The organism is Streptomyces longisporus (assembly GCF_039532765.1).
Classification (GTDB): domain Bacteria; phylum Actinomycetota; class Actinomycetes; order Streptomycetales; family Streptomycetaceae; genus Streptomyces; species Streptomyces longisporus.
On sequence record NZ_BAAASG010000012.1, the window covers coordinates 362158 to 374619 of the forward strand.

A 12462-nucleotide genomic window follows, 5' to 3' on the forward strand; every position below is an offset into this window, starting at 1 on the left:
GCTTCGTATCAGGGCGCTTCGTATCCGGGCGCTGACGAGGAGACGGCCACCCGCAGGGGGCGGGTGGCCACGGCCACCCCGTCCAGGGTCCGCGCCGCCTCGTCCTGGCCCTCCAGGTCGGCCCACCAGTCGGGCCCGTCCTCCAGGTAGCGCAGCAGGATGCCCTCGCGCAGGGCCCAGGGACAGATGGCGAGGGTCTTCACCCCGCTGAGTTTCATCGCCGTGCGGGCGACGATCGCCCCGGCAAGGCTCTGCCGGGCCCGGGCCTTGGAGATGCCGGGCAGCTCGGCCCGCCGCTCGGCGGGCAGCGCGGCCAGCCGGCCGATCGCCCGGCGCAGATCGCGGCGGCGCAGGACGCGCTCGACGAACGGGCCGCGGCGCCCCGGCGCGGCCCCGCACAGCCGCGCCAGCTGCTGGAAAGTACGCGAGGTGGCGACGGCGGTCTGCGGATGCTCCCAGCGGATACGGGCGGAGGCGTCGCGCAGCTGATGGCGTGCCCGGCGACGCAGGGCGGCCGTCTCGGACGGCCTCGGGGAGCCCGCCGAGTGCAGGAACTCCTGGGTGAGACGGTTGGCGCCGAGCGGCAGGGAGACCGCGAACTCCGGCACCCGTCCCCGGCCGAAGGCGACCTCCAGGGAGCCGCCGCCGATGTCGAAGAGGGCCAGCGGGCCGGAGCGCCAGCCCATCCAGCGCCGGGCGCCGAGGAACGTCAGCCGGGCCTCCACCTCACCCGGCAGCACCCGCAGGCTCAGCCCGGTCCGCTCGTGCACCGCCCGCAGGACGTCCGCCCGGTCGGGCGCGTCCCGCACCACGGAGGTGGCGAACACCAGGGGCTCCTGCGCGTCCCACCGGGCGGCCATCTCCGCTGCCGCGGTCAGGGCCGTGAGCAGCCGCTCGGTGCCTGCCTCTCCGAGGCGTCCGTCGTCCCTCACCTGCTCGGACAGGCGCAGCTTCCACTTCGCGGTGTGCACCGGGAGCGGGACACCCGCCTCCGCGTCGCTGACCTCAAGCCGGACCGTGTTCGAACCGACGTCCAGCACGCTCAGTCTCATGGACCCGGGGTACCCCGCCCCGGGGCCGCCAGTCCGCCAGCAGCCTGCCCGCCAGGGCGTCCTCCAGATGACCGGTCGCACGGATCCCGAAGACCACATCGGCCTCCAGGCCCGGATCGCTCTCCAGCAGCCCGCCGACGACGTCATGCCGTACGACCTGCTCGTGCACGGCGTCGGCCTCGACGTGCTCGGTGTAGAACCGCACGGCCGCCGGTCCGGCCCCGGCCCGGCGCATCGCTTCGGCGAGGCGGCGGGAGGCCGGGGACGAGGTCACCTCGACGGCGGCGAAGTGCCCGACGAGCGCGCCGCGCAGCGCCCGGTGCAGACCGAACAGGGACATCAGATTGACGATGGCGAGGGCCTCGGCGGGGGCGGCGTCGACATAGTGCCCGTACGCCGTCTCCAGCCCCAGGTCCGCCATCAGGTCGGCGTACAGCTGCGCATGGATCTCGTCCGCGCGGCCCGCGCCGAACTCGTCGAACTCGACCGCGACCATCGCCGCCTTGGCCCGGCCGTGCAGCCGGGGGATGACCCAGGCGTGCGGATCCGCCTCCTTGAGGTGGTAGAGCGAGCGCAGGGCCGCATACTCCCGCAGCCGGCCGAGATCGCCCTCGTCGCGCAGGAAGTGCGAGACGCTGCCGGCGGAGTCCACCGGCTCGACCTGCAGTTCGTCCAGTGCCTGCCGGGCCGTGTCGGTGCCGTCCACCGGCACGTCCGCGCGCAGTGCGCCGAGGAAGCGGTCCTCGATCGCGGCGCGGCACGCCAGCAGCCCGCTGTCCCACTCGAGCCCGTCGGGCACGCCCTGGAAGCCCTCGTAGTGCAGCTCGTAGAGGACGTAGAGGGCGAGCTGCAGGTCCTCGCCGTACGGCGCACAGTCCGCGGCAGCCGGAATGCTCTCGGGGATCGATCCCCGCAACAGGGCCAGTACGGCGGCGGAGAGCGGGCCCCTCGGTTCGGGCAGGGGCGGTGGCCGGTGCCGTGACTGCTGCCGGGGGTGGGTCGTGCTCATTCGGGCCCGCCTTCGCAGGGGCGCCTGCCGCGGCGGCGATGGCTGGTGTCGCACCAGGGGAAGGTACGGCTGCGGCGGCAGGTGCAGACGGCCACGGTGAAGCGCCGGGAGACCGTCACCTCGCCGTTCTCGTCCACCACTTCGACCGGTCCCTCGATGAGCAGGGGCCCGTCGCGTTGCACGCGAACCCGGCGGGGCCGATCAGATGTGTTCGGCACGGATCACCACCAGCTCCTCCGTCGTACCGTCGGCCGTCAGCCCCTGCTCGCGCAGCCAGCCGAGCCGTGAACGCAGCACGCGGCCGAACGGGAGCCGGGTCCGGTCGACGACCTCGGCCCGCAGCCCTGCGCCCGCGAGGCGGGCCAGCGTGGCGTCGACGCCGCACAGATGCGAGTGCACGAGCAGCAGCGCGCCCGTCGGCCGCAGGAACGTCGTCGCGCTGTCGCAGATGCGGTCGATCAGCAGCCGGCCGTCCGGACCGGCGTCCCAGGAGCGGGCGGCGCCCACGGGCGGCGTCTCGTCCTCGGCGGGCACGTAGGGCGGGTTGGCGACCACGAGATCGAAGCGGCGGCCGGGCACGGCCGAGGCGAGGTCGCCGTGGCGCACCCTCAGGTTCTGGCCGTTCAGCAGGGCGTTGAACCAGGTGGCCGCGACCGCCCGCCAGGAGATGTCGACGGCCGTGACCCGGCCGCCGAGTCGCGCCGCCTCCACCGCGAGCACTCCGCTCCCGGTACCCAGGTCCAGCACGTCCGTACGTTCCGTGATCGCCTCGCGGTACAACGCCCGCCGCAGCAGCCGGGTGTCGGTCTGTGGGGCGTAGACACCCCGCGGGACCCAGCAGCGGAGCGGGGCGGCCACGACCGAGCGGCTGGTGGTCAGAGGTGTCTCCATCAAGTCCGAGCCTTCCGCCTAGGACGAGTGCCACCGGGACGAACCGGCGGCGTCCCACGGGTACCCCCTGGCGGCCGAGGTAACGACTGCCTCCCGACGCACCGGCGGTTCCTGTGGTTCTGTCGAGCGACCGTGTCATCCAACACAATCGAGCGACATTGTCGGGTGACAATGTCGCGTGTATGTTGATCGCAAGTGACAGCCTCTCGTGCGCCGGCTTCCGGACGGCCCGCCGGCCTCCGGCGGCGCCTTTGACGGCCCGGCGGGCCAAGGCGCCGCGGCCCGCCCTTCGGTGATCCTGCTGGCCGGAACCGCGCTCCTGTGGGCGGTCACCCAGGGGGCCTGGTCGTACGCCTCGGTGCTGGGACGTCGGCACACCGCCATGCCGGACTCGCTCGTGTCGGCGGTCCTCGCGGTCTCGAGCGTCGTGGCACTCGCCGGCGCGGTCGTCGGCCCCGCGGCCGCACGCCGCTTCGGGCGCATGCGGTCGATGGCCGCGTTCGTCAGCGCACAGGCCCTGGCGATGGCCGTCCTGATCTCCACCCACGACACCGTGCTCTTCATCGCCGCAGCCGTGATCTGGCAGGGTTGCCAACTGGCCGTCCTGGTGCAGATGCTGGCCGCCGCCGCGCTCATCGACCCGACCGGGCGCCTGGTCGCGTCCCTCAGCGGTGCGGGCGCGCTGGGCACCGGCATGGGACCACTGGCCGTCGGTGCCGTCCTGGACGTGGCGGGAGCCGGCGTCCTCAGCATCACTTTGGCCCTCGGAACCTTCCTCGCCTCGCTGCCGCTGCTCAGGATGACGGTGGCAGGCGCGGGTGCCTCCGCCGAGCGGCACCCGGCTCCGTCGCCTGCCGCCGAGGCGGGCTGAGAGCACACCCGGCCCTTTGCCGTTCCGATCACCGCGCCGGTGTGCCGGCGCGGGTGGTGGCCCGTCGGCCCGTTCAGCCCGCAGGCACGGTCACGAGGTCCAGTCGGCCGCCCGCCAGGGCCACGACCGCGGAGACCAGCGCCTGGAGCGCGGTGTGTTCGGCCGCCTCGTCGGGCAGCGACAGGTGCTGCATGGTCAGTCCGTCGAAACCCGCGAGGAAGAACCGCGCGATGGTCTCGGCCGGCTGGCCGAGCCGGTGGCCGGTGCGCTCGGCTGCCTCGTTCACCAGCTTCGTGGTCACGTCCACGATCCCGCCGTAGTGGCTGCGCAGGGCCTCGCTCAGCGAGGGGGTGCGCAGCGCGAACATGGACAGCTCGGTGAGCAGCTGGTAGCTGGTGGGCTGCTCACCCACGGTGCGCCACAGGGCGGCGGCGAAGGCCGCGACCGTCGCCTCGAAGCCGGCGTCCTCGGGTGCCGCCCGCTCGACCTGGGCGACCAGGTCCTCGGTGAGCTGCTCCATGACGGCGCGGTAGAGGTCCTCTTTCGTGCCGAACGTGTAGTGCACGGTGGCCTGTGCGACGCCCAGCTCGGCGGCGATGGCGCGCGTGCTTCCGGCGGCCACGCCCTCCCTGGTCATGAGGTCGATGGCCGCTTTGATCAGTTGGGGGCGGCGTTCGGCCGCTGAGACGTGAGCCATGCTCCCATTATACCGACTTAGTTGGTCGGTCAAGTCACTCGATCAAGTCGGGGGACTGGAGGCGATCGAGCCGCTCGGGGTTGATTACCCGCCGGATCCGACTCCCTCATCAACCGCCCGCCCCGGACATTCGGTGGTGCCCGAACCCCACCGGACAGAAGGGAGCGGGGCCATGTCCCGTTCACTCCGTAAGAGAATCGCCGGCGCCCTGGCCGTGGCCGCCCTCGCGGGAGGGTCGCTGACCCTGGCCGCAGGTGGGGCCAGTGCCGCCACCATTCCCCCGCCCCGCCCCTTTCCCCACCCTGCCTGCAACTCCCCGGTCTTCACCGCCTGCGTCGAGATCGTCAACCAGAGCGTGGACGCGTACAGCTGGCGTATCAGTGTCACCGAGCCCAACGGTCACAGGTGGAACCGCTGCCTCACGGGCGGCCGGCCCGGCAAGACGAGCTACTACCCGAGCGTGTGGTTCTCCAACAGCGACCGGGTCTCGCTGACGGCCTACCGCGGCGGGAGCTGCGAGGGATGGAGCAGGAACGACGACTGGTGGGGCGACTGGAACTCGACCCAGGACCAGTACCACCAGATCGTCGTCAACAGGCACTGACCGGCCTACACCGCTCGCACCACCGGACCTTCCCCCCCTTCATTCCCCGCAAGGAGCCACCCAAGTGCGTCCCCCCGCTCTGACAACCCCCGCAGCAGAGCCCACAGCGAACAAGAAGAGCAAGCACCGCCGCTGGCTGGCGCCGGTGCTGAGCCTGGGTCTCGCTCCGCTCGTCCTGCTGGCCTCGCCGGGCACCGCCTCGGCCGACACCTGGTGCTGGAAGCCGGACGGCTACGACATCCGCAAGGGCGACACCACCTGGGCGAAGCCGCAGATCCAGGCCGCCCACACCTATCAGGACTGGGTGTGGCGCGGGCCCACCTTCCGCTGCCCCACCAACTCCCCCGGCTGCCAGTACGCCTGGCAGCAGCAGAAGACGACGGGCTGGCAGTGGTCGGTCGGCATCAGCGTCAGCAACCCCGTCCCGTGGCTCAACCAGGTGCTCGCCAGCGTCACCCCCTCCTACGGCCGCAACGGGTCCACGTCCACCACGTTCAACTTCACCACGAACCTGAGCCCGGGCCAGTACGCCCAGCCGATCCAGGTGGTGGAGCGCCGCTGGACGAAGGGCACCTTCGTCGGCGCCTTCCGCACCGACCACTCCGGCTGCGAACACGGTTCGGAGCGGTACTGGTGGGACGGCAACTACGAGTGGGGCTCGTGGCAGGCCAACCTCAGGGTCAACGACTACGGCTCGTACAACATCTGGAAGTGACGCCCCAAAGCCGGCCCGGCCCCGGTGTTCCTGCACCTTCACCGGGGCCGGGCCCCCTTCCCGTTCGACCTCGACCTCATGAGGAACCCCGGCCATGCACCCGCGCCGTCTCCCCCGCACCGCCCTGCCCGCGGCCGCCGCCCTCCTGTGCGCTCTGCTGGCCTCCTGTTCCTCGGGCAGCGCGTCCGCCGGAGCCTCCCGCACCGGTGCGGCTCAGGCGACGACCGTCTCGCCCGGTCCCGCCGTCGCCCCCTCCGTCACCTCCTCGCCCAAGACCCTGCCGCCTTCCCGCCTGTGCGCCGTCCTCGACCGGTCCGCCGCCCGGCGGGTGCTGACCGCCCCGAAGCAGGCTCCCCGCCTGGCACCCGGCAACGGCACGGCCCTGGACTCGTGCAGCTACGCCTCGGGTGACGGGTCGGCCCTGCTGACGCTCAACCCGTCGGGACGTTCCTACGACGCCGAGGTCGCCGCCTCGCACAGACTGGTCCGCGACCCCGCGTCGGCGGGCATGCGCGACGTGAAGGTCACCGAGGTCACCGGGCTGGGGCAGGGCGCGTTCCGCGAGACCGTCCAGGTGCTGCAGCCGCTGCAGAACGTCGCCTACGTGGTGTGGCGCGCGGGTTCCAGGACCTGGGTGCTCACCCTCGCGGAGACAGCCGGGGCGACGGACGCCGACCGTCTCGTGTCGCTGGGCCGCCAGATCACCCCCCGGCTCCCGCACTGACCCCGCACACCCGCCGATAGGGCGCGTCCGGCACATACGTCCGCCACTGCTCCCGGGTGGGGCCGCTGCCCGCCCTGGCGCAGACCCGCGTGATCGCCCGTCCGGGGTCGACGGCGTACCGCTGGAGCGGAACGTGCGCACTCGCCGCGTACAGGGTCCTGCCGTCGGGCGAGAAGGCCAGGGACTGGATGCCGTCGCCCGGCGTGGTGAGCGGGGTGCCGAGGGGCTGGCGGGTCGCCACGTCCCACAGCTGCAGGCTGCCGGCGTCGCCGCCCACCGCCAGCGTCCGGCCGTCCGGGCTGAACGCCAGCGCGTTCACCGCCTCCGGCCGGTCACCGAGTGGCTCCGGGAAGACGTTGCGCAGCACACCGGCACGCCGGCTCGCCGTCCTGTCCCACAGGGCGACCCGGCCCATCTGGTCGCCGACCGCGAGCAAGGAGCCGTCGCCCGCGAACCCCACCGCGCCCACCTGCTCACCCTGCACCAGGTCACGGCTGGTGACCTTGGCCGACGGCAGCGCGGCGAGCCGTGCGTCACCGACCAGCAGCCCGCCGTCGGGGCGGACGGCCAGGTGAATGCCGGCCAGCCCCGGCAGCACCGCCGTCCTGCGGCGGGCCGCCGTGTTCCACGCCTCGCTGTACAGGTCGCCGCCGGGCCGAAGAGAGGAGCGGGCGGCGTACCAGGTGCGCCCGCCGGGCCCGAGAGCGGTCTTCACCACCGGGTCGCCGGACAGCACCAGCGTGGAGCGGACACGGTGACGGGCGATGTCCCACACCGTGAAGGACTGTGCGACGACCTCCTGGCCGGGCGCCGAGACACCGTACGCGAGTGCCGTGCCGTCCGGGCCGAACGCCAGCAGGGGGAGGGGGTCGACGGGCACCACCGGGTCGGGATCGCGGGCGACGGGCACGTTCACCGGGGGCAGGGTGCTCAGCAGACGGTCGTCGGCGCTGGCGCGGAGCCGGAAGAGGTAGCGGCCGCCGGACCGCTCGGCCGTGGCGTACGTACGGCCGTCGGGGCTGAGGCCGACGGCGTCCAGTGGGGCGCCGCGCCAGGCCGGAGTGACCGCCGGGCCGAGGTCGAGGGTGTGGACGGTGCTGCCCTCGAGGTAGCGCAGGGTGCGGCCGTCCGGGTCCCAGGCCAGGTCGCCGTAAGGGCGCTGGTTGTTCAGGGAGTGCCGGAAGACGGGTACTTCGGGGGCCGCCAGCCGCCACACCCGTATCTCCTCGTGGTCGGCCGTCGCCAGGAAGGAGCCGTCCGGGCTGAAGGAGGCGTGATCCACGCCGTCGTCGGCGAGGTCGGCGATCCGCTTGCCGGTCCCGGTGTCCCAGACCCGCAGCTCGTTGCCGGTGGCGGCGGCCAGCCGCTTCTTGCCGAGCGCGAGGACGGTCGTGTTGGCGTCCGCGTCGCAGAGGCGGTCCTTCTGCCAGTCGCCGGGCAGGGCACGGCGACCGGGGATGTCCCACAGCCGCGGGGCCTGCCCGCCGGAGCAGACGGCCGCGCGCCGTCCGTCCGCGCTGAGCGCCGTGACCGTGATACCCGGTGCCGGGGCGTCGAACAGCACGCGGCCGTCCGCGACCGAGCGCAGCCGAGCCCGTCCGCCCTCGGTGACCAGGAAGGTGCGGTCGTCGCCGGTGAAGCGGACGTCGGTGTCCGGCGGCAGCGGTCCGGGACCGCCGGTCCAGTGCCCGGTGGCGGTGTCCCACAGCCGTATGCCGTCGTGGCCGTTGATCACGAGCACCCGCAGGTCCGGACTCTCGCCCAGAACCATGCCGCCCGGCAGCCGGCCCGAGCCGGTGCGCCGGTGCGTTCTCACGTCCCAGGTGCGCCAGGTGCGGTCGGCGGCGCCCAGCAGGGTGCGGCCGGAGACGGAGAGCCAGGCGGAATCGCCCGGGAAGGGGTCGGTGAAGGTGTCCGTCTCCTGCTGGGCGAGGGAGCCGAGCAGGGCGCGGCGGGTCTCGGGCAGCTCGGCGACGCGCCAGGCGGCCGCGCCCAGCAGCAGCGCGGTGCGCGGGTCGGTGGTGCGCAGCGCGTCCGCCACGTCGGCGACCTGGCGGGCCGCTTCCTGGGTGCGCCGGCGCTGGTTGTCGTCGTAGGCCTGCCAGACGGCGAGGGCCGTCAGCAGCGCCACCGCGAGGACGGCGGACAGCGATCCGGTCAGGATGCGGTGCCTGCGGCTGATTCGGGCCGCGGCCCGGTGCTCCGCGGCCCGGGCGTCCAGCGCGGCGGACAGGAAGTCCCGCTCCGGCACCGTCAGCGCGAGGTCGGCCGTGGGGTCCGGGAACAGCTCCTCGGCGCGGGCCAGCCGGTTGCCCCGGTACAGGTCACCCGGGTCGCGGTCGTGTTCCAGCCAGGTGCGGGCCGCGTCCGCGAGCATCCGATGGTGGCGCAGCCGTTCGCGGTCCTCCTCGATCCAGCCGTGCAGCCGGGGCCAGCAGGTGATCAGGGACTCGTGGGCGAGCTGGACGCCGTCCTCGTCGGCGGTCAGCAGCCGGGCCCGGGTCAGCCGCTCCACCACCACCCGCACATCGGCGTCCGCCCACTCCGCCAGCTCTGCCCGGGTGAGCGGGCGACGGGTGTCGGGCGTGCCCTGACCCGGCTCGACCATCCGCAGCAGCACCCGCCGGGCGGCACCCGCCTGGGCCGGGGACAGTCCGCCGTACACCTCCTCCGCGGTCGCCGCGATCGCGCCCCGCACTCCGCCGGCGGCCTCGTACCCGGCGAGGGTGAGCATCCGGCCCCTGCGCCGGCGCCAGGTCTCCAGCAGGGCGTGCGAGAGCATCGGCAGCCCGCCGGGCTCACCCTGCACCTCGTCCACCAGGCGTGCGGTCAGCGTCCGCTCCACGCGGCATCCGGCCGCCTGCGCCGGTCCGACCACCGCCTCGCGCAGTTCGTCCGCCGTCATCGGGCCGAGCAGCAGCCCGGCGCCACGCAGCGCGTCCGCGAGACCGCGGTGCTCGGCGCAGCGGGCGTAGAAGTCGGCGCGCACGGCGACCAGCACGCGCAGTCTGCTGTCGGGGGCGCGGGCGGCGAGCAGCAGGTCGACAAAGCGGGAACGTTCCTGCGGATCACGGCAGAGGGTGAAGACCTCCTCGAACTGGTCCACCACCACCCAGCTCTCCGGCTCGTCCTCGGCCGGGCTCAGCAGATGGCCGTACGTCGTGGCCGGCCTGGCTCCCGGAGTGAGGATCCGCAGGGCGGCCGGGCAGCCGCGCGCCGCGATCTCCTCCTGCAGCCGCGGGACCAGCCCGGCCCGCAGCAGGGACGACTTCCCGCTCCCCGAGGGGCCGAACAGCACCGCGAACCGGTGCTCGCACACCAGGTGCCCGACCTCGTCGACCATCCGGTCGCGGCCGAAGAACACATGCCGGTCGTCCGGCTCGAACCGGGCGAGACCGCGGTACGGCGAGTGGGCGTCCTCGACGTCCTTCGCGGGGGCCTGGTTCACCTCCGCCTCGGCGGCCTTCCAGCGCGGCTCCCACCTGGCCGGGTCGTCCCCGCAGGCGCGTACATAGCCCCGGAGCACGGCGAGGGACGGCAGCCGTTCACCGGCGGCGGCCAGTGACAGCGCGGTCGCCGAGAAGCCCGCCGCCTTCGCCATGGTCCGGTACGAGGGACTTCCGGCGGACTTCCGCAGCTCCCTCAGCTCGTGCGCGAGCCGCTGGACGGGGCCCGCCGCCGGGTCCACTGGTCTCTCGGGCCGCCCCATGAGGCGTACCTCCGTAGGTGCGGTACAAGACATCCTGACATTGGAATGACGACCCTACGGATAGCCGGATGACATCCCGGTTGCCTGCAAGTGGCGGGCAGGTGACCGCGGCTGGTCGGCCGGGGCCTTGAGGCCCGGGCCGACTCAGCCGAGGACGAGGAAGAGACAGGGATTCACCTGGCGTGCGAACCCCTGCCGCGGCGCATGCGAAGTACCAGCACCGAACCGGCGGCGAGGGCCAGCAGACCGCCGAGGGCGCTGTACGTGACGGCGCTGCCCATGCCGGTGGAAGCCAGGTCGCCGGCCGTGTCGCTCCGGTCCGGCCGGCCGACGGGTACGCCGGCCGCCGAGGCCTGGGCCCGGGTGCCGATCGTGCCCGAGGCGGGGGCGACCTTCGCAGCGGCGGTCGGCGTGGGGGCCGGAGACGGGGCCTCGGCGCGGGAGGCCGCCGACGCGGGCCTCAGCTGGAGAGTCGTGATCGAGTACGGGGGCAGCGTCTGTGCGGCCGCCGTTCCCCGCGTCGCCGTGACGAGGCCGGTGCCGCCCTTGGTGTACGAAACGGTCCTGACCGTGCCCCGGGCGGGGGTGTATCCGGTGTAGGAGAGCGACACCTGAGCCGTGTTCTGCGGGTTCTTGTTGATCAGCATGACGTTCAGGCCGCCGTTGCCGGTGCGTACCGCGTGCACGGCGACCGACGGGCCGGCCGAGGACGCCTTGACCATGGTGTCGCCCGGCCGCGCGAGCGCGGTCAGCGAGCGGATGCCCCAGTAGGTGGCGAAGGGCGTCTCGCGGGCCGGTTCGCAGGTCCCGCCGGAGCAGGATCCGACGGAGAGCACGCCCCCGTCCTGGTAGTCGGTCTCGCCGTGGACGGTGGTGGGCTTGCCCGGGCCGTTGTGCAGGTCCCACCAGTCGACGTTGACGGCCCCCTGCTCGAGCCAGTTCATGTACGTGTCCGGCGCGAACAGCGCCGCTGCCTGGCTGGTCTGGGACGGCGACTGGGCGCTGGAGGTCTCGGTGACCGCGATCTTCACCGAAGCGGCGTGCGAGCCCGCGTACTTGTTGATCAGCGAGCGCGCCGCGGAGGTGACTCCGGCGATCCTGGCGGGGGATTTCAGCAGGTCCGCCGTGCTGGACCCGCCCGGGTACCAGTGGATGATCACGAAGTCGACCGACTTGCCGGCGATGGAGAGCACCGTGTTGTTCCAGTCGGCGGCGTCGCCGGAAGCCTTCACCCCGTCCGGCCAGGAGCCCGGAGTGTTGAGCACTGCCCCGATCCTCACCTTCGGGTCCACGGCCTTCATCGCCTTCGCATAGGCGAGGAGGTTCTTCGCGTACTCCCTCGGGCTTTTGTCGGCGTGGTTGTCGACCTCCCATTTGCTGCCGTAGTACCCGTTGCCGGAGACCTCGTTGCCGATCTCCCAGTACTTGATGCCGTAGCCCTTGTCGACGTTGGCGTACTTGACCCAGTCGGCGGCCTCCTGGGGGCTGCCGGAACCGTAGTTGGCGGTGATGATCGGCTGGGCGCCGACCTTCTTCGCGGTGGCCATGAAGTGGTCGAAGTCGGTGCCCGGCGCGGCCCAGCTGCCGCCGGTCACGGTGTGGGTCTTCCAGTGATAGGCGTCCGCGACCGAACCGCCGGGGTAGCGCAGCTGCCGGATCCCGGCCGCCTTCATCAGCGACGCCGCCGAGGCGTCGTTCATATAGGTGTCGTAGACCGCCGTGTTGAGGCCGACCCCGCTGCTGGGCACCGTGCCCAGCGAGATTCCTGCATCGACGGTGACTGCGACGGCCGGCGCGGCGTCCGCGCTGAGCGCCAGGGCGCCCGCGCCGGCCCCGGCCAGCAGGGCCGCGACCGCCCCCGCCACGATACGGCGGCGTGTTCGGGTACGGCGGTGCGTACGGTCCCGGGGCATCGGCTGCTCGGTGGTTGTCGGGTCGTCAGGTGACACGGTGGGGGCTCCCGATCGGAGTACGTGGACACGGGCGGCGAGCGCAGCCGACTGCGCTCGCTGTGGGTGGTGCACCCCTAGGTGTCCGCTCGGGGCGGAAAGGTTGCCGCCGTGTCCGATGGTCTTCAGATCCCTTTCGTGCGGTGCACGGGTCGCCGAGAAATGACGTCGGGGCGGCAACCTTCTCGTCTCCTGCGGCAACTGGGATCCGGAAGGCCGAACCGAACTACCGGATGGACGG

General features: G+C 73.0%; 11 protein-coding genes. 4 read left to right on the forward strand and 7 right to left on the reverse strand.

Annotation, left to right across the window (positions count from 1 at the left end; translation table 11 throughout):
* Positions 1–8: 8 nt before the first annotated feature.
* The 4 genes from ABD355_RS27385 to ABD355_RS27400 are packed head-to-tail and all read right to left on the reverse strand — an operon-like array spanning position 9 to position 2952.
* Entirely contained in the window at positions 9–1052 is a 1044-nt protein-coding gene (locus tag ABD355_RS27385; RefSeq protein ID WP_344403344.1) for a Ppx/GppA family phosphatase, read from the reverse strand.
* Positions 1006–2061 carry an iron-containing redox enzyme family protein gene (locus ABD355_RS27390; protein ID WP_344403345.1) on the reverse strand — a complete coding sequence of 352 codons (1056 nt, stop codon included), beginning with the start codon at positions 2059–2061 and terminating at the stop codon, positions 1006–1008. The genes ABD355_RS27385 and ABD355_RS27390 overlap by 47 nt, the downstream gene beginning before the upstream one ends.
* The gene (locus tag ABD355_RS27395) at positions 2058–2279 is read right to left on the reverse strand and encodes a CDGSH iron-sulfur domain-containing protein (protein WP_344403346.1); all 222 of its coding nucleotides are present in this window, start codon (positions 2277–2279) and stop codon (positions 2058–2060) included. Before ABD355_RS27395 ends, ABD355_RS27390 begins: the two co-directional genes overlap by 4 nt.
* A complete protein-coding gene (locus ABD355_RS27400; RefSeq protein ID WP_344403348.1) occupies positions 2263–2952 on the reverse strand; it encodes a HemK2/MTQ2 family protein methyltransferase in 690 nt (229 codons plus the stop codon). Before ABD355_RS27400 ends, ABD355_RS27395 begins: the two co-directional genes overlap by 17 nt.
* 208 nt (positions 2953–3160) lie before the next feature.
* Between ABD355_RS27400 and ABD355_RS27405 the strand changes: the two genes are divergently transcribed.
* Positions 3161–3823, forward strand: coding sequence for an MFS transporter (locus ABD355_RS27405; protein ID WP_344403349.1), 663 nt, complete (start codon positions 3161–3163; stop codon positions 3821–3823).
* Between the two features lie 73 nt (positions 3824–3896).
* Here ABD355_RS27405 and ABD355_RS27410 read toward each other — a convergent pair whose 3' ends face one another.
* The gene (locus tag ABD355_RS27410; protein WP_344403351.1) at positions 3897–4520 is read right to left on the reverse strand and encodes a TetR/AcrR family transcriptional regulator; all 624 of its coding nucleotides are present in this window, start codon (positions 4518–4520) and stop codon (positions 3897–3899) included.
* A 172-nt stretch (positions 4521–4692) separates the two neighbouring features.
* Here ABD355_RS27410 and ABD355_RS27415 point away from each other — a divergent pair, with 172 nt between their 5' ends.
* The 3 genes from ABD355_RS27415 (at position 4693) to ABD355_RS27425 (ending at position 6563) form a co-directional block, all read left to right on the forward strand.
* The gene (locus ABD355_RS27415) at positions 4693–5124 is read left to right on the forward strand and encodes a hypothetical protein (protein WP_344403352.1); all 432 of its coding nucleotides are present in this window, start codon (positions 4693–4695) and stop codon (positions 5122–5124) included.
* A 64-nt stretch (positions 5125–5188) separates the two neighbouring features.
* Entirely contained in the window at positions 5189–5839 is a 651-nt protein-coding gene (locus tag ABD355_RS27420; protein ID WP_344403353.1) for a hypothetical protein, read from the forward strand.
* 94 nt (positions 5840–5933) lie between these two features.
* Positions 5934–6563, forward strand: coding sequence for a hypothetical protein (locus tag ABD355_RS27425; protein WP_344403354.1), 630 nt, complete (start codon positions 5934–5936; stop codon positions 6561–6563).
* Here ABD355_RS27425 and ABD355_RS27430 read toward each other — a convergent pair.
* Positions 6541–10272, reverse strand: coding sequence for a WD40 repeat domain-containing protein (locus ABD355_RS27430; protein WP_344403355.1), 3732 nt, complete (start codon positions 10270–10272; stop codon positions 6541–6543). The genes ABD355_RS27425 and ABD355_RS27430 overlap by 23 nt on opposite strands.
* A gap of 173 nt (positions 10273–10445) precedes the next feature.
* The gene (locus ABD355_RS27435; protein WP_344403356.1) at positions 10446–12221 is read right to left on the reverse strand and encodes a cellulose-binding protein; all 1776 of its coding nucleotides are present in this window, start codon (positions 12219–12221) and stop codon (positions 10446–10448) included.
* Positions 12222–12462: the final 241 nt, after the last annotated feature.